We start from the raw sequence: 15672 nt of genomic DNA, 5'->3' as shown, positions 1-15672 counted from the left end.
TTTTCATAAGCCCCAGAACTCGTAGAAGCTGGTACGGGCAGTGGATTGATCTTGATTGATTACCTTCATAAAGGAAGGGGCGAATGATGATGAGTTGGAGGAGAATGAAGCAGCGTTAGGGCAGAATAGATGCGAGTTAGGGCAGAATCAACATCAGTTAGGGAAGAATCCGCCTTCATCTTGAGTGAAAAAAAGAGAAAGCCTGGGTCGAACCAGGCAGAACCATCAGAAAACAGCCTGTTTTTGCCCAGAATGCGTAATTAAACGGGAAAAAGCTAATCAAAAAGAAAGAAAAAGAGAAAGATACACTATTTGGACAACTGCCAGGGAAAAATGGAGGAGAGTGTTCATTGGAGTACCTGCGATTACTGATTGGTGGCCGTTTGGTGAGGAATCAGTAGATGTATGTGCGGAACGGAGGTTGTACCGTACAGTTTGGACTGCTTTATGTGCGGAACGTTTTCACCTCGCCATTAAGAAAAAGGTGTCATCTGAGGATCTGGAGATCATTAATCAGGAACGTAACTCTTTTGACCGCAAATAAGTCAGCCAGAGTAAAAATAAAGAAAATTAAAAATGGGTTCGATTGGGGGTTTACAAAAGCGTCTTTTATGGATATACTTACCAAGTAAGGAAAAATTACTGCTAAGGAGGTCGAAGAAAATGATTTTATCTACTATGATGATTCCAGTTGCCAGCTATTCAACTCTATATCTTTTCGACCTGTACGGTGCAGAATTTATTTGAGGCGTAATGTCTATTAATTCATGATGCAATTAATCCGGCCGCAGGAAGAATTAAGTTCCTGCGGCCTTTCTATGTCTGCCGCAGAAGCTTGAATAATTCTGCGGTCTTTTTGTGTCCTTTTTTGGGACATCAGTGAAGGGGGGTGATACCATGACTCTGAATATATTATTTTTAACAATTACCGTCAAAAAGAATAAAAAAACAAAGGAAGCTTATTTACATGAGGAACGAGTGCATGAGCTTTATCAAGCACATCATGATCGATTTATCATGCAGCGCAATTATTAATTAAGCAAGTACATTATAAAAAGGAGGAAATAATTATGGGATTTATCAAGGGATTAAAGACAAAATGCTTTATATTGGGAGCGGTGAATGTGGTGACTGCTCCTCGCTGAGGGAGGTGAATATCCATGACTTTTAACATGTTATTTTTTACGATTACTTTTAAGAAAAGAACGAAAACACTAGCAGAGTATGTAAACGAAGAACGCGTAGATCGCTTACGTGAAAAACATATTGATGCGGTTTATATGCATCGGAAATTCTAATATGGATTATAAGAAAGGTGGAGGTTAAAATGAGGATCGCAGGATGGATTTTTCTAATAGAAGCAAGAGGTTGTATCTGGGTTAAGAAGGATACCGGTTAACGACGATTTACTCTCTTCACAAAAATGCCGTTTTTTGGATGCAAATTGTTCAAATCTACAGCAGTTGAAAACAGATTATACATGATACCTTAATAGTAAGAAACTAATAAGGGGAGTGTCGGATATGTTTTCAATCGTAATGGGTCTGGTTATTGCAACGGTAATTGGTATTGTCATTTCTTCTGAAGTGGCGGTTGACTCGGAGTAAGTAAATAGGAAAAGCTCATGCCAAAAAGGCATGAGCTTTTTTTGTGTTGGAAACTCTGGCCAAATGTTCTATTCTATAATGATTTTTTCATCGTACAGACACGAACCAGCCTAAATCTGCATAGGTATGAGGGTAAGGTAAGGGCACTCCAAAAAAGCGGGAGGTAGAAGCTATGTCTGGAATACTTGCAGCCGCTGGTTATTTAATTAAGGAGTTCTACTTATTAGTATCCTATGTTAAGAATAATGCCTTTCCCCAGCCGTTATCAGCACAGGATGAAAAGAAATACTTAAAGCTGATGAGTGAAGGGGATGAGCATGCACGAAATCTCCTGATCGAACATAATTTGCGTCTGGTGGCGCATATCGTTAAGAAGTTTGATAATACGGGGGAGGATACGGAGGACCTTATTTCTATCGGAACCATAGGGTTGATAAAGGCGATTGAAAGCTATAGCGACGGCAAGGGTACAAAGCTTGCTACCTATGCGGCCCGATGTATTGAAAATGAGATTCTGATGCATCTAAGAGCCACTAAGAAGACCAAAAAGGATATATCCCTGCATGATCCAATCGGTCAGGATAAGGAAGGGAATGAAATTAGTCTGATTGATGTGCTTAAATCGGAGTCAGAGGATGTAATCGATACTATTCAACTTAATATGGAGATTGAAAAGGTTAAAAAGTTCATCGGTATCTTAGATGAACGGGAAAAAGAAGTCATTGTCGGCAGGTTCGGGCTTGATTTAAAAAAAGAAAAGACACAGCGTGAAATTGCTAAGGAATTAGGAATTTCACGGAGCTACGTTTCACGGATTGAAAAGAGGGCATTGATGAAGATGTTTCATGAGTTTTACCGGATCGAAAAAGAGAAGAAAAGGGAGTCTTGAGAAACAGACAAAAAGCATGAGGAGCAGCAGCCTCATGCTTTTTTCACAGTCCTTATGATTCTTTTAAGTAACTTGATTTGTAATGGACTAAGAAAGGGGAAAATAAACTCACTAGGATATAAAGTAAAATGAATATTGAAATACTAATCGTTGCGTCAAAGGTCATTTTATTTAACGAGAAATTGATCCACAAGAGTGGAAGGACTACAAGCATAATCGTTGCTATAATTCTAGATGTAAATGTGATTGTATGTTTGGTCCCGCAGTTATTACAATGAATAGGACTGTACGCGAACCAAAGTGATTTATAAACTGTACTCCACTTAAATGGGGTTTGACATTGTGTGCATTCTTGCATGGATTAAACCTCCTATTTGATTTCAATCTCAGAACCAAGCATCTAATTCTTTTTTTGATATGTAATACACACCATCTATTTTTTTGCGGGGCATGGCATTGGGTTCGCCTTCAGATGATATAATGTTTTCTTTGAATTTTTCAGCTGATGAGATGCCTAGATACTCGGCCATCTCAGGGAGTGTTAATAAATCTTTGTCTGCATATTTTAATTCCGGATCCAGCTCTTTTTCCCGCATTACGAGTTGTTTGCTTTGGGCGTCTTTGCCTTCTATATTAGTCTGATTTAAATCCAGGTCTTTGTCATTTGAAAAAATAAAAAGAATGCCGCATAAGGTCACCACTATAACTAAAATTAGTCCCCACTGTGTAAGGGGATTTTTTAGTTTCTCATTTTGTTCTTCCATCTTATTCTCCTTTCTCCAGATATGAAAATTATACCATTTTAAAAGGGAGACCGAGAAATCCCGGCCTCCCTTCTTCATTGTCCACGCATCATATTAATCACAGCGTGATAGATAAAGATCACTTGATAGGTCATTAAATAGACAGCCGTAAGCGAGAAAGTACCAATCATTATAAACCGCATCCACATTGATATCTGCTCCTTTGATTGTTAGATTTTTTGATCCAATCAAATGTTGTGGCTAACGTAATTTGCCTGATGAAAGACTGGGGAGCGGTTTATCGTGAGTCTGGTTTGTTTGGATAAGGATAGGGTGAAAAATAAAAAAAGTCCGGGTAACAATAGGATATTCCATGACAGCACGGGGGTTGCCTGGATGGCCGAATCGATGTATTCTGCTACCAGTTGTTCGTTATCTTCGACTCCTATGGGTTTCACAAAATTTTTTTCATGCAGGGATAATTGACTTACTGAAAATAGAATAAAAACGGCCAGCATCACTTTGGCGAACGCATTCAATTCCATCCCTCCCGGCAGTAAAGAGTATTCATAGAATAGCATCAAAAGGCAGTAACCAACAGCAAAATAAATAGACAAAAAATTTGATGATGATGGCGATTTAGTATTAGTTTTTGAAATATTCACGCTAAAAAGATATAATAGTAGAAAGTAGATATAGGGGGTACATAGATGTCGTATTCATTGACGTGGGATTTAGATGTTTTTTTTGAGGGAGGCAGTTCCTCGCAGGAATTTGAAACGTTTTGGAACCAAGTGGAAAAGGACATATTGGAGTTTGATGGGCTGATTGACAGCTGGCAGGTGAAGTCTGAGGAAAAAGATGCTCAGCTATTACTAAGTGCTGTGGATCTATTTTCTACTCTTAAATATGCTCTTTCACAGGCCAGCGGGTTTGTGAGTTGCTTAGGGGCTCAGGATATGACGGATACAAAGGCTAGGGAGTGGGAAGCTGCTCTAACCACTGGGTATGCGGCATTTGATAATGTCTTGACAAAAATGGATCAAAAATTGGTTGAGCTTGATGAATCATTTTTTCAGGATCTCTTAAAAACTGAACCGTTGAACGAGTTATCATACATATTGACTGAACGCCGCGATCAGGCGAAGAATAAGTTGTCTGTAGAAGAAGAGTCGTTAATTAATCAGCTTGCAATAGACGGGTATCATGGCTGGAGCCAGTTGTACGATACGATTGTTGCCACAATTAAAATTCCCTTTAATGGAGAAGAGCTGTCTGTAGGCCAGGCGTCTAATAAGTTCTCAGATGCTGATCCTCAAGTTCGGAAACAAATTTTCGCAGCTTGGGAACAGGCATGGGGTGAAAAGAGCGAGTTGTTTGCCAAAGCTCTAAACCACATGGCAGGATTCCGCTTGAGTGTTTATGAAAAACATGGTCGCACAGATGTATTGGCTGAACCGCTTGAAATCAATCGTATGCAGAAAGAAACGCTTGATAGTATGTGGGGTGTAATTGCGGATAACAAAGAGCCGTTGGTTAAATTCCTAAACCGTAAGGCTGAATTACTAGGAGTAGAACGCTTAAGCTGGGCTGATCTGGATGCCCCGATTGCAGCAACAGGGAAATCCAGCAAAATGAGCTATCAAGAAGGTGCGGAGTTCATTACTAAGCAATTTGGTAAATTCGGCAGTGAGCTTGCTGCATTTACACAAAAAGCTTTTGAAGATAGCTGGATTGAAGCAGAAGATCGTCCAAATAAAAGACCAGGCGGTTTTTGCACGGGCTTCCCAATCAGCGGGCAATCACGGATTTTCATGACGTATTCTGGAACCCCATCAAATGTGTCTACACTTGCTCATGAATTGGGTCACGCGTTCCATTCCCACACGTTGAAAGAAACGCATCCATTAAACAGTGGTTATGCAATGAATGTTGCTGAAACAGCTTCAACATTTGCCGAAATGATTGTGGCGGATGCATCGGTGAAGGAAGCGGGAAGTGAAAGCGAGAAGTTAGCGCTGCTTGAAGATAAAATTCAACGGACAGTGGCATTACTAATGAATATTCATGCCCGCTTTTTATTCGAAACCCGTTTTTATGAAGAAAGAAAAACAGGGGTAGTCAGTGTTGCCCGTTTAAATGAATTAATGACAGATGCCCAAAAAGAGGCATATGGAGAAGCGCTTAGTGAATATCACCCAGGTTTCTGGTCATCAAAGCTCCATTTCTATATTTCTGATGTGCCGTTCTATAACTTCCCGTATACATTTGGTTATTTATTCTCCTTGGGAATTTATGAAAAGGCTCTTCAGGAAGGGAAAGGCTTTGAAGAAAAGTATATGGCGCTGCTGCGGGATACTGGTTCGATGAATGTAGAAGACCTTGCTGGTAAGCACCTTGGAGTAGATCTATCAGGGCGTACGTTCTGGGAGAATGCCGTGTCAACGTGTCTGAAGGATATTGAGGAATTCTTAGAGATAACGAATCCGTTAGTTAAGGAAGCGTAAAAGCATGGAAAGGGCCGCTGGTTTTGATACCAGCGGCTCTTTTTATACTTTTTTAAAGGTAAAGGAGCTGACCATTAAGAGCGACAAGAGAATGATCAGGCAAAGAAAGAACACGGGGTGGGCATGCGGGATAAACAGAAAACTGAACGTGGCTAAACATCCTGCTACTGTAATCGGCATTCCAGTGAAAAACCCATTGTTCTCAGAAATATTAAATCTAGCTAAGCGGAAGGCACCGCAGCCAATGTAAAACACGGCAAAAAAGGTACCTGGAGCACCCAATTCAACTAAAAGGCCTTGATATAATAGAAGGGCAGGAGCGACACCAAAGGAAATGATATCACACATAGAATCGAGTTGTTTTCCAAGTTCTGATTCACAGTTGAATTTCCTGGCTGCTATTCCATCGAAACGATCAGCAAGCGCTGCAAGAAAGATTAGTAATAAACCCAGGTTTAACTGATTATTTATAATCGCTATAATTGCATATCCGCCAAGGGATAAATTGACTAAGGTAAGTATGTTTGCAAGTTGGGCTTTCAGTTTTTTTACCGTTTGATCCAGTGCGTGATTAAACAAATGTACCCTCCTTTCTTGAAACAAGTTATACTTTGAATAAACCTATATTATATAATAATATTTTACGTATGACAGAATATGCAAATGGTTTTTGCATAATTTTACAGATGGTGGTGTTGATTTTTGTACCAATCTCTATATAGATTTTTTATTGAATTGACGAATGGACGAATCACTTCAGGCGCGCTGAAAAGGTTTGCTGATTCGAAATTAAGTAAACCGTTGATTCCTTCATTTGTAAAAGTTTTTAATATAAATAAAGAGGAAAGCAAAGAAGAGATTTCTTCATTTAATACACTTCATGATTTATTTACTCGTACGTTAAAAGAGGGTTCGAGACATATCACTGAGGACGCTTCTGCAGTGGTCAGCCCCGTTGACGGTGTATTTGAAGACATTGGAGAGATTAACGCTGATAAACAAATTGTTGTGAAGGATAAAATTTATTCGATTGAGGAAATGCTAGGGAATAGTGAGGCATTGCCTAAGTATCTTGGCGGTACATATATGGTCCTTTATTTAAGTCCGAGTCATTACCACCGTATTCATTCTCCGGTAACTGGCACGGTCAATAATCGATGGGTACTTGGGCAGAAATCGTATCCTGTTAATCGTTTAGGGATGAAGTATGGACAAGCACCGCTTTCGAAAAATTACCGTCACATTACGGAAATGCAGCATCAATTTGGTCATCTTGCCGTTGTGAAGGTTGGTGCGATGTTTATCAATTCAATCGTTATTACGGAGGAAGCAAAAGAACTGGCAAAGGGTCAGGAGATGGCCTATTTCAGCTTTGGTTCAACAGTCGTGCTTTTATTTGAACAAGGAACATTTGAACCACTTCAGGACATACAACTTCCTGCTGAAGTTCGGCTTGGACAAACGCTGGGGCACTTAAGATAAAGGCAAAAAAAGCGGCCTGATATTATCAGGCCAGGTTAAGGGTTAAAAATCCACATTGATTTTATGTGTTAAAGACCTTCTCCGAATTTCGATCTCAATCAAGCTGATAAAATCAATACTTAGCTTTAGTTTTTGGGCCTTAACATAGGATTCAATCAACAAATCGTCAGATAGTTTATTCATTTTGTTTGCCGATAGCGGCGATTCACCTCCATATATTTATGGAATATTCTTGTTAGTGTCGCATATATTGGTACGTTCCCTTTGTTGTATCTTTACTTTATCAGAATTAATCCTGGAGAACAATCGTTCCGGTTATCCACATCTACCCGTGGATAACTTGTGGTTAAGTTGTTTATAAATGGTAATTTTCTATACCAATCAGGGTGGATAATGTGCATAAAGTTATCCACAATCACATAAATGCAGTTTTTTGTCGAAACTTTTTCCCTATTAAGCACTATTTATGGTATCATTAAATTTTGCTGAAAATGATATTCCGGTGGGTCTAAATACCGTATAAAAGGGTATGAACTACATAATTAGAATACGACAATTTTCAGGACTTTCTTTGAATAATGATGAAAAATTGGATATGATGGAAGACAATAAATACTCGGAAATATTGAGAGGTGAGTCCATGTTTAAACAATTTATGCCTAGTGAACATGCCAAGAGCATTTTTGATATAAAGGCTGACGAATTAAAGGCCAAAGGAATTAAAGGGATTATAACGGATCTCGATAATACGCTTGTTGAGTGGGACAGACCATTAGCGACTCCTGAACTGATTATTTGGTTCGAAGAAATGCGTGCGCAGGGAATTTTAGTGACAATCGTTTCTAATAATAAGGAAATAAGAGTTAAGTCCTTCGCTGACCCTCTTCAAATCCCGTTTATTTTCGAAGCTCGAAAACCTTTTCGCCGTGCTTTTCACCGTGCTGCAGCTGAAATGGGAATTAATCGTGAGGAAACAGTGGTTATTGGTGACCAGCTGTTAACAGATATACTCGGTGGAAATCGAGGGGGTTATCATACGATTTTAGTGGTCCCTGTGGCTAAAACGGACGGATTCTGGACGAAAATGAATCGCAGAATTGAACGAAGAATTTTACGTTATTTAAAGCGTAAAGGAATGATAGAATGGGAGGACAACAATTGAGCAACCAAGAAGAAATATTATGTATTGGATGTGGTGTGCATGTGCAGACCGAAGATCCGAAAGGGTTAGGCTATGCTCCGACATCGGCATTGGAAAAAGAGTCAATCATTTGTCAGCGCTGCTTTAGACTGAAACATTATAATGAAGTCCAAGACGTGTCGTTAACTGATGATGACTTTTTAAAGATTCTTAACAAAGTGGGCGAAACGGATTCATTGATTGTTAAAATCGTTGATATTTTTGATTTCAATGGCAGCTGGCTGCCTGGATTAAATCGTTTTGCAGGAAATAATGATGTCTTGTTGATCGGTAATAAAGTAGATTTACTACCTAAATCAATTAAACATAATCGATTAATTCATTGGATGAAACAATCAGCGAGAGAATTGGGATTAAACCCGGTGGATGTGCTGCTGGTTAGTGCTGAAAAAGGCAACGGCATTTCTGAGGCCGCTGAAGCAATCGAGAACTACCGTAAAAACAAAGATGTATACGTGGTAGGCTGTACGAATGTTGGTAAGTCTACATTCATCAACCGCTTAATAAAAGAAGTGAGTGGAGAAGCTGATATTATTACTACTTCTCACTTCCCTGGAACAACGCTTGATATCATTGAAATCCCTCTTGATGATGGGACTGCTCTGATCGACACACCAGGTATCATCAATCATCATCAGATGGCTCACTTCGTTGATAAGCGTGACCTAAAGCTGATTACGCCGAAAAAAGAGATTAAACCGAAAGTTTATCAACTAAATGAAGAACAAACACTTTTCTTCGGTGGACTGGCTCGCCTTGATTACCTTTCAGGCGGAAGACGCTCATTAACTTGTTATATCTCGAACGAATTAGGGATACACCGGACAAAGCTTGAAAAAGCTGATGAGCTTTATAAAAATCATGCTGGTGAGATGTTATATCCGCCGCGCCGCGACCAAATGGACGAGTTTCCAACGATGGTCCGCCATGAATTTTCACTTAAAGAAGGTAAGATGGATATCGTGTTCTCCGGCCTTGGCTGGGTAACTGTTAATGAACCAGGTGCTAAGGTCGCTGCTTATGTGCCGAAGGGTGTAAATGTCATTCTTCGTAAATCATTAATTTGAGGAGATGGTAAGGGAAATGGAACATATCTACGGTGTTATTGGTGATCCCATTGCGCATTCCATGTCCCCTGCAATCCATAATGATGCCTTTGGGGCTGAAAATATTGAAGCCCGTTATCATCATTTTCATGTACTGTCAGAAAACTTGCCAGATGCTATTAAAGGATTGAAGGCCGTTGGAGTATCCGGGTTTAATGTCACGGTTCCTCATAAAATGGCTATCATTCCGCTTCTTGATGAAGTGGACGATCTTGCGAGAGCAATTGGGGCCGTTAATACGGTTATTTATAAGAATGGGCGCCATATAGGGTATAATACAGATGGTGAAGGCTTTTATCTCTCGCTCGTTGATCGATTAGGGACAGAGTTAACGTCGAAAAAAACCTTGATTATTGGTGCAGGAGGAGCGGCAAGAGCCATTTACTTTACATTGGTGAAAGAGGGCGTATCGAATGTGGATATCGCTAATCGGACGCTTGCTCGTGCGGAAATGCTTATTGCTGACTGTCCTTATCCCAAACAATCATCTGCTCTTACGATTTCAGAAGCGGAGCAGTCCTTGGGTGAATATGATTTAATCATTCAGACGACTTCATCTGGAATGAGTCCTGATACGAATGCGATGCCGCTGGACGGCAAACATTTGAGACAGAATGCCTTTGTAAGTGATGTTATTTACAACCCGCTTGAAACCAAATTATTGATTCAAGCGAAAGCGAACGGCGCTGAGATACAGAACGGTGTTGATATGTTAGTCAATCAAGCTGCGCTTGCTTTTCAGCTTTGGACGGGAATAATGCCGGATACACAAAGAATGAAAGAAATTGTTTTGAACAAATTAGGAGGCTCCACATGTTAACTGGTAAACAAAAACGATTTTTACGAGCGAATGCTCATGATTTAAACGCGATTTTTCAAGTAGGAAAAGGCGGCGTTAATGACAACTTAATTAAACAAATTCGTGAAGCGCTGGAAGCTCGCGAGTTATTGAAAGTCAGCATCCTGCAAAACTGTGAGGAAGATAAGCATGATGTGGCTAAAGCACTCGCTAAGGGAGCACGTGCTGAATTGGTTCAGTTAATCGGTCTAACGGTCGTTTTATATAAAGAATCAAGAGAAAATAAACAAATTAAATTACCATAAGGAGTTGCCTATGAAAAGGGTAGGTATCCTAGGGGGGACGTTTGATCCGCCCCATATCGGCCATCTAATCATTGCGAATGAAGTCCTGGATGCATTAAACCTCGATGAAATTAGGTTCATGCCCAATCATGTACCTCCGCATAAACAGAAAACGCAGCAGGTCTCCAATCTGGACAGGTTGTCAATGCTGGAAAATGCCATTAGTGGTGATCCGAGCTTTTTTGTAGAAGATATAGAAATTGAACGTGAAGGGACATCTTTCACCCTCGATACGGTAAAACTATTAAAAAATCGCGAGCCTGAGGTCGAATTTTATTTTATCATTGGTGCAGATATGATTGCCTATTTGCCTAACTGGCACGGCGTCGATGAATTGGTGACATTGATTTCCTTTATTGGAGTCAAACGGCCAGGGTATGAGGAATCGACCCGCTATCCGATTACGATGGTAGAGATGCCTGAACTGCATTTATCTTCATCGATGATTAGGAAACGGATCAAAGCGGGCCAGACCACCAAATATCTGCTTCCGGACAATGTGCGGGAGTATATAAAGGAGAATGGTTTGTATGAATCGTGAGGTAGCTTTGGAATTGGTGGAAAAACAATTGACTGAGCGTCGCTATCAGCATACGCTTGGCGTGACTGAAGCAGCGATTGAGCTGGCGAATCGTTATGGCGCAGATGTTAAAAAGGCAGAGCTTGCTGCTATTTTCCATGATTATGCAAAATTTCGTCCGAAAGATGAAATGCGCGGAATCATCGTTTCACAAGGTATGACGTCAACCCTGCTCGATTTTCATAGCGAGCTTTGGCATGCGCCGGTCGGAGCCTATCTTGTGGAAAAAGAAGCCGGAATAACCAATACGGAGATTCTAGATGCTATTCGTTACCATACCTCAGGCAGAGTCGGTATGACACTGCTTGATAAGGTTATTTACTTGGCTGACTATATTGAGCCTGGCCGATTGTTTCCCGGGGTTGATGAAGTACGGGAAACAGCTAAAATCAGCCTAAATCAAGCAGTTATTGAAGCCATGCGTAACACGATCGTTTTTCTAATGAAAAAGAAGCAGGCTGTCTATCCTGATACATTCCATTCTTATAACGATTTAATCATGAAGACTAAGGAGAAGATTGAATGACTGAACGTGAACTACTCGTAACCGCAGTAAAAGCTGCTGATGATAAACGTGCTGAGGAAATTGTTGTACTTAATATGAAGGGGATTTCGTTGATATCTGATTATTTCTTAATCTGTCACGGTAACTCTGATAAACAAGTGCAGGCAATTGCCCGCGAACTGAAAAGTAAGGCTGAAGAAAACGGCGTTACAGTTAAACGGATGGAAGGCTTTGATGAAGCGAAATGGATCCTTGTTGATCTTGGCGATGTTATTGCTCATGTATTCCACCGTGATGAAAGAGGCTATTATAAGCTTGAACGCCTTTGGGGCGATGCACCAATCGAAGATTTGAGTGACATGAATTTATGAGTTATGAACGGTTTGCCTATGTCTATGATGACTTGATGAAGGATGCTCCATATGAGAAGTGGCTCGAATTGCTGCTTGCAAAAATGGAGCAATATAACGTCGATGGCAAACACGTGCTCGACTTGGCCTGTGGGACAGGAGAATTCACCGTTGAACTGGCAAGGCACGGCTTTACCGTTGCTGGAGTAGACTTGTCTGAAGAAATGCTTTCAATGGCAAATGACAAGGCTGCTGATGCTGGACTTTCCCTCTCATTCTTTCAGCAGAACATGGCTGAACTTGAAGGCTTAGGCACCTATGATACGGTCACGTTATTTTGTGATTCGCTTAACTACCTTCGCGAAGAAGAAGATATCTCCAAAACGTTTGCTGGAGTTTATACCCATCTCCGAGAAGACGGACTCTTCCTCTTCGATGTCCACTCTGTTTATAAAATGGAAAAGGTCTTCGCCAATCAAACCTTTGCCTTATCAGATGAAGACGTATCGTATATTTGGGAATGCTTCCCTGGTGAAGCTGAACACAGCGTTGAACATGAACTAAGCTTTTTCGTTCGTGATGAGGAAAGCGGTATGTACGACCGCTTTGATGAATTCCATTATCAGCGGACCTACCAAGCCTCCCATTACCGTGCCTTACTAGAAGCAGCCGGTTTTGAGGTGCTTGAACTTCTATCTGATCTTGAGGACGAACCCATGCACGCAGAAACCGAGCGCATATTGTTTGTCGCCAGAAAAAAATAATCCACAAAAAAAAGGGCCGAATAGGAAACTATTTAGCCCTTTTTGCTTGGAGTTTTCTCATTGCTCAACGTATCGATTTCTATCTCGTTATCATCAGCCGGTTTTCTTGAACCATAAATAAGACTCGGCAGAGCTAAAAGCAGACCAGCCCCCGTCATACTTATAAATACCCACACATCCAACCCTCCAAATCCTTTTTAAACTATTTCGCTTTGCGGGAAGAGAAATCCTTTTTTTTAGAGAGACCAAAACGTGTAATTAAAGTGGATTAACAATCAGAGATAACTAGCCAAAGGGAAAGGGCAATAAATAATAGCGACACATTTTAAATATAGATTCAAATCGCCATACCCCATTGGGTATTTCTTGCCTGAAAATAATGCCCAGACGGGAATAAGCATCCCTAAGACGGGAATACCTTATGTCCAGAAGGGATTATGCATACTCTAGACGGGAATACGAGCATATCAGACGGGATTAATTGCTAAATAAGATCGAAAACAGGAAAAATACCCCCTATGGAAAGCTCGAGGTCAGCTGGTTATCAAGTCTAAAAAATAATGAAAAAATTCGCAAGTGGAGGCAGGAATTTCGGCCTTTACTTGCGAATCTTTATTAGTACTTGAGGTCAAATTGTTTTTCGATTTCCTCTAGGTCTTCTGCAAACTTTTCTTGGGTAGCTTCGAATAATTTATTGAACATGTCCCCTGTTTGTGCTTCTAGTACTTTTATTCCTTCACCGGTTATTCCGCCTTTGACACAGACCTTTTCTTGCAGTGCAGGGAGTGTGTAAATTCCTTTCTGCAATAAGTCCCCCATTCCGATCAGCATTTTTTCTGTAAGCAGTGTGGCTGTTTTTTTATCGATTGGCGTTGTTTGAACGGCTCCGTCAATGAATGCTTGGGCGAGAAAGCTGATAAAGGCTGGTCCGCAGCTAACAATATCAGATGCAGCACGTGTTACCTCGTTTTCGATGAGTACAGGTGTTGAAATTCCCTGTGCTAAGTTAGTAATTATTTGTTCCCATTCCGTACTGCACGATTCTCCGAAGCTCAGTAAAGATACGCCGGACAGGGCGCGATTTGTGATGCTGGGAATAAAACGAGCGCAGGAACAGGATATTAGTGATTCTAGCTGGTTAACCGATATTGGACTGGTAATACTGACTATGCATTTTTTCTGGGTTAAATAAGGCTTAATTCCTGTAAGGAGGCGATTGGAATCTAATGGTTTTACACAAATGAAAAGTAAATCTGCGGTTTGGGCGAGTTCCTCTGCGGTGTAGGTAACATTTATGTCTGGATATTTATTCTGCAAGGCAAGTGCCTTTTTAGGTGTTCGATTGGTGACCCAAATATCTTTTTCTTCCACTAATTCAGCTTCAAGAAAAGCCTCAAGTAATATTGACCCCATATTCCCTGTTCCGATTACTCCAATTTTCAATCATTCCACCCCTCTCATTTCAGCGGTACTTCACCTAAAAATATGAAACAAATGTTGTAATTATGTTATATCTATGGAGGTTAAAAGATGGATATTTTACAAAATAAAAAAGTAATTGCTGGAATAGTAGCAGGTTTGGCTGCTGTTACGGGTTATTTCTTCTATCAACAATCGGATTCTTCTATTACGGAGGAACCGCTTTTTGCGGCAAGTCCTGCAGTGGAGCAAGTGGAAAGTCCAGCTGAGGAAGTAAAACCATCAATTATTAAAATTGATGTCAAAGGAGCCGTTCAGTTACCAGGTGTATTTATTGCTGATGACGGAGACAGGGTAATCGATTTAATTGATGATGCTGGTGGATTTCATCCAGATGCAGATCGAGATAAGGTAAATCTTGCTCAGTTGGTCGAGGATCAGATGGTGATTTATGTACCGAAGATTGGCGAGGAAGCGGAGACACTCCCACAGAACGCTGCCGCTACAGTAAGCGGAGCGGCGGTAGGAGGGAATGAGGATGGTATGGTCAATCTGAACACAGCAACAGAAACTGAACTTATGACCTTAACAGGAGTGGGTCCTTCTAAAGCAGCTGCGATTATCGAATATCGAGAAAAGAGTCCATTTCAGTCGATAGAAGATTTGAAAAATGTTTCCGGTATTGGAGACAAGACCTTTGAAAAGCTGCAGGATTCAATTACGATTAAGTAACGGCTCTACCCAAAAGAGAATGGACAAGGTAAAATGAAGAAGAATCAGTTTACTTTGTAAAGGGGAGAACAACATGAACCGAATTAGCTGGGACCAATATTTCATGGCGCAAAGCCATTTATTAGCATTACGAAGCACATGTACACGGTTGACAGTAGGGGCAACAATTGTAAGGGATAACCGAATTATTGCTGGAGGCTATAACGGGTCTATTGCCGGTGGTACACATTGTATCGATGATGGCTGCTATGTAATCGACAATCATTGTGTTCGGACGATCCATGCTGAAATGAATGCGATTATCCAATGTGCCAAGTTCGGTGTGCCGACGGAGGGTTCAACGATTTATGTTACTCACTTCCCATGTTTGCAGTGTTGCAAGTCGTTGATTCAAGCAGGGGTTAAGGCGGTGTATTACGCTGTTGATTATAAAAATCATCCCTATGCAATGGAATTATTTGCTCAGGCAGGCGTTAAAGTAAAACAAGTGCATACGAAAAATATTATTGATCTTCAACGCGAAGAAAAGCAGGAATTTATTCATCAATTGCTGGAAGAACTCGCGGAAAAAGGTGATCAAGAGAAAGTTAATGCCCTTAAAGAGCAAGCAGAACAGTTATTTTCCCACGAATAAGATAGGAGGT

23 protein-coding genes are annotated in these 15672 nt (G+C 40.6%); 16 read left to right on the top strand and 7 right to left on the bottom strand.

Annotation, left to right across the window (positions count from 1 at the left end; genetic code table 11):
* The first annotated feature begins 343 nt into the window (after positions 1-343).
* The 4 genes from WYK_RS24495 (at position 344) to sigK (ending at position 2496) form a co-directional block, all read left to right on the top strand.
* A complete protein-coding gene (locus WYK_RS24495) occupies positions 344-544 on the top strand; it encodes a hypothetical protein (protein WP_152526432.1) in 201 nt (66 codons plus the stop codon).
* A 353-nt stretch (positions 545-897) separates the two neighbouring features.
* Positions 898-1035, top strand: a complete 138-nt coding sequence (locus WYK_RS23855; protein ID WP_152526431.1) for a YrzI family small protein — start codon at positions 898-900, stop codon at positions 1033-1035.
* A gap of 125 nt (positions 1036-1160) precedes the next feature.
* Complete coding sequence (locus tag WYK_RS23850) at positions 1161-1298, top strand: YrzI family small protein (protein WP_081704803.1); 138 nt, start codon at positions 1161-1163, stop codon at positions 1296-1298.
* 481 nt (positions 1299-1779) lie between these two features.
* Positions 1780-2496, top strand: a complete 717-nt coding sequence (sigK, locus tag WYK_RS07290) for an RNA polymerase sporulation sigma factor SigK (protein ID WP_040373884.1) — start codon at positions 1780-1782, stop codon at positions 2494-2496.
* 52 nt (positions 2497-2548) lie between these two features.
* Here sigK and WYK_RS26290 read toward each other — a convergent pair whose 3' ends face one another.
* The 3 genes from WYK_RS26290 to WYK_RS07280 form a co-directional block, all read right to left on the bottom strand.
* Positions 2549-2854: a TIGR04104 family putative zinc finger protein gene (locus tag WYK_RS26290; RefSeq protein ID WP_081704802.1), complete on the bottom strand. Its 306-nt coding sequence runs from the start codon at positions 2852-2854 to the stop codon at positions 2549-2551.
* Positions 2855-2882: 28 nt separating this feature from the next.
* On the bottom strand, positions 2883-3260 hold the full coding sequence (locus WYK_RS07285) for a MerR family transcriptional regulator (RefSeq protein ID WP_152526430.1): 378 nt from the start codon (positions 3258-3260) through the stop codon (positions 2883-2885).
* Positions 3261-3487: 227 nt separating this feature from the next.
* Positions 3488-3778, bottom strand: coding sequence for a hypothetical protein (locus tag WYK_RS07280; protein ID WP_040373882.1), 291 nt, complete (start codon positions 3776-3778; stop codon positions 3488-3490).
* A 171-nt stretch (positions 3779-3949) separates the two neighbouring features.
* Between WYK_RS07280 and WYK_RS07275 the strand changes: the two genes are divergently transcribed.
* Positions 3950-5746 carry a M3 family oligoendopeptidase gene (locus WYK_RS07275; RefSeq protein ID WP_040373881.1) on the top strand — a complete coding sequence of 599 codons (1797 nt, stop codon included), beginning with the start codon at positions 3950-3952 and terminating at the stop codon, positions 5744-5746.
* A 42-nt stretch (positions 5747-5788) separates the two neighbouring features.
* Here WYK_RS07275 and pssA read toward each other — a convergent pair whose 3' ends face one another.
* The gene (gene pssA / locus WYK_RS07270) at positions 5789-6325 is read right to left on the bottom strand and encodes a CDP-diacylglycerol--serine O-phosphatidyltransferase (protein ID WP_040373880.1); all 537 of its coding nucleotides are present in this window, start codon (positions 6323-6325) and stop codon (positions 5789-5791) included.
* 123 nt (positions 6326-6448) lie between these two features.
* Here pssA and WYK_RS07265 point away from each other — a divergent pair, with 123 nt between their 5' ends.
* Entirely contained in the window at positions 6449-7228 is a 780-nt protein-coding gene (locus tag WYK_RS07265; RefSeq protein WP_040373879.1) for a phosphatidylserine decarboxylase, read from the top strand.
* 42 nt (positions 7229-7270) lie between these two features.
* On the opposite strand, the gene WYK_RS07260 is transcribed toward WYK_RS07265, so the two are convergent.
* Positions 7271-7411, bottom strand: coding sequence for a sporulation histidine kinase inhibitor Sda (locus WYK_RS07260; RefSeq protein WP_040373878.1), 141 nt, complete (start codon positions 7409-7411; stop codon positions 7271-7273).
* 457 nt (positions 7412-7868) lie between these two features.
* Between WYK_RS07260 and WYK_RS07255 the strand changes: the two genes are divergently transcribed.
* The 8 genes from WYK_RS07255 to WYK_RS07220 are packed head-to-tail and all read left to right on the top strand — an operon-like array spanning position 7869 to position 12877.
* Positions 7869-8390: a YqeG family HAD IIIA-type phosphatase gene (locus WYK_RS07255; RefSeq protein WP_040373877.1), complete on the top strand. Its 522-nt coding sequence runs from the start codon at positions 7869-7871 to the stop codon at positions 8388-8390.
* Positions 8387-9496 carry a ribosome biogenesis GTPase YqeH gene (yqeH, locus tag WYK_RS07250; protein WP_411837410.1) on the top strand — a complete coding sequence of 370 codons (1110 nt, stop codon included), beginning with the start codon at positions 8387-8389 and terminating at the stop codon, positions 9494-9496. The genes WYK_RS07255 and yqeH overlap by 4 nt, the downstream gene beginning before the upstream one ends.
* Positions 9497-9512: 16 nt before the next feature.
* The gene (gene aroE, locus WYK_RS07245; protein WP_040373875.1) at positions 9513-10355 is read left to right on the top strand and encodes a shikimate dehydrogenase; all 843 of its coding nucleotides are present in this window, start codon (positions 9513-9515) and stop codon (positions 10353-10355) included.
* Positions 10349-10639: a ribosome assembly RNA-binding protein YhbY gene (gene yhbY / locus WYK_RS07240; RefSeq protein WP_040373874.1), complete on the top strand. Its 291-nt coding sequence runs from the start codon at positions 10349-10351 to the stop codon at positions 10637-10639. Before aroE ends, yhbY begins: the two co-directional genes overlap by 7 nt.
* 10 nt (positions 10640-10649) lie before the next feature.
* Positions 10650-11219 carry a nicotinate-nucleotide adenylyltransferase gene (locus WYK_RS07235; protein ID WP_040373873.1) on the top strand — a complete coding sequence of 190 codons (570 nt, stop codon included), beginning with the start codon at positions 10650-10652 and terminating at the stop codon, positions 11217-11219.
* The gene (yqeK, locus tag WYK_RS07230) at positions 11209-11784 is read left to right on the top strand and encodes a bis(5'-nucleosyl)-tetraphosphatase (symmetrical) YqeK (RefSeq protein WP_040373872.1); all 576 of its coding nucleotides are present in this window, start codon (positions 11209-11211) and stop codon (positions 11782-11784) included. The genes WYK_RS07235 and yqeK overlap by 11 nt, the downstream gene beginning before the upstream one ends.
* On the top strand, positions 11781-12134 hold the full coding sequence (rsfS, locus tag WYK_RS07225) for a ribosome silencing factor (protein WP_040373871.1): 354 nt from the start codon (positions 11781-11783) through the stop codon (positions 12132-12134). Before yqeK ends, rsfS begins: the two co-directional genes overlap by 4 nt.
* A complete protein-coding gene (locus WYK_RS07220) occupies positions 12131-12877 on the top strand; it encodes a class I SAM-dependent DNA methyltransferase (RefSeq protein ID WP_040373870.1) in 747 nt (248 codons plus the stop codon). The genes rsfS and WYK_RS07220 overlap by 4 nt, the downstream gene beginning before the upstream one ends.
* A gap of 32 nt (positions 12878-12909) precedes the next feature.
* Here WYK_RS07220 and WYK_RS24885 read toward each other — a convergent pair whose 3' ends face one another.
* Positions 12910-13053, bottom strand: a complete 144-nt coding sequence (locus WYK_RS24885; RefSeq protein WP_161629118.1) for a hypothetical protein — start codon at positions 13051-13053, stop codon at positions 12910-12912.
* Positions 13054-13492: 439 nt separating this feature from the next.
* Positions 13493-14320: a late competence protein ComER gene (gene comER, locus WYK_RS07215; protein ID WP_040373869.1), complete on the bottom strand. Its 828-nt coding sequence runs from the start codon at positions 14318-14320 to the stop codon at positions 13493-13495.
* Between the two features lie 87 nt (positions 14321-14407).
* On the opposite strand from comER, the gene WYK_RS07210 reads away from it, so the two are divergent.
* Positions 14408-15028, top strand: a complete 621-nt coding sequence (locus WYK_RS07210; RefSeq protein ID WP_040373868.1) for a helix-hairpin-helix domain-containing protein — start codon at positions 14408-14410, stop codon at positions 15026-15028.
* A 73-nt stretch (positions 15029-15101) separates the two neighbouring features.
* Positions 15102-15662: a ComE operon protein 2 gene (locus WYK_RS07205; protein ID WP_040373867.1), complete on the top strand. Its 561-nt coding sequence runs from the start codon at positions 15102-15104 to the stop codon at positions 15660-15662.
* Positions 15663-15672: the final 10 nt, after the last annotated feature.

Source organism: Peribacillus psychrosaccharolyticus ATCC 23296 (assembly GCF_000305495.1).
GTDB lineage: Bacteria > Bacillota > Bacilli > Bacillales > DSM-1321 > Peribacillus > Peribacillus psychrosaccharolyticus.
This window is presented reverse-complemented; position numbering and strand designations above follow the sequence as displayed.

Bases quoted from the DNA above. Each gene is read 5' to 3' on its own strand.
- WYK_RS23855 (WP_152526431.1), top strand. From the start codon at position 898: ATGACTCTGAATATATTATTTTTAACAATTACCGTCAAAAAGAATAAA.
- WYK_RS23850 (WP_081704803.1), top strand. From the start codon at position 1,161: ATGACTTTTAACATGTTATTTTTTACGATTACTTTTAAGAAAAGAACG.
- sigK (WP_040373884.1), top strand. From the start codon at position 1,780: ATGTCTGGAATACTTGCAGCCGCTGGTTATTTAATTAAGGAGTTCTAC.
- WYK_RS26290 (WP_081704802.1), bottom strand. From the start codon at position 2,854: ATGCAAGAATGCACACAATGTCAAACCCCATTTAAGTGGAGTACAGTT.
- WYK_RS07285 (WP_152526430.1), bottom strand. From the start codon at position 3,260: ATGGAAGAACAAAATGAGAAACTAAAAAATCCCCTTACACAGTGGGGA.
- WYK_RS07275 (WP_040373881.1), top strand. From the start codon at position 3,950: ATGTCGTATTCATTGACGTGGGATTTAGATGTTTTTTTTGAGGGAGGC.
- WYK_RS07260 (WP_040373878.1), bottom strand. From the start codon at position 7,411: ATGAATAAACTATCTGACGATTTGTTGATTGAATCCTATGTTAAGGCC.
- WYK_RS07255 (WP_040373877.1), top strand. From the start codon at position 7,869: ATGTTTAAACAATTTATGCCTAGTGAACATGCCAAGAGCATTTTTGAT.
- aroE (WP_040373875.1), top strand. From the start codon at position 9,513: ATGGAACATATCTACGGTGTTATTGGTGATCCCATTGCGCATTCCATG.
- yhbY (WP_040373874.1), top strand. From the start codon at position 10,349: ATGTTAACTGGTAAACAAAAACGATTTTTACGAGCGAATGCTCATGAT.
- WYK_RS07235 (WP_040373873.1), top strand. From the start codon at position 10,650: ATGAAAAGGGTAGGTATCCTAGGGGGGACGTTTGATCCGCCCCATATC.
- yqeK (WP_040373872.1), top strand. From the start codon at position 11,209: ATGAATCGTGAGGTAGCTTTGGAATTGGTGGAAAAACAATTGACTGAG.
- rsfS (WP_040373871.1), top strand. From the start codon at position 11,781: ATGACTGAACGTGAACTACTCGTAACCGCAGTAAAAGCTGCTGATGAT.
- WYK_RS07220 (WP_040373870.1), top strand. From the start codon at position 12,131: ATGAGTTATGAACGGTTTGCCTATGTCTATGATGACTTGATGAAGGAT.
- WYK_RS07210 (WP_040373868.1), top strand. From the start codon at position 14,408: ATGGATATTTTACAAAATAAAAAAGTAATTGCTGGAATAGTAGCAGGT.
- WYK_RS07205 (WP_040373867.1), top strand. From the start codon at position 15,102: ATGAACCGAATTAGCTGGGACCAATATTTCATGGCGCAAAGCCATTTA.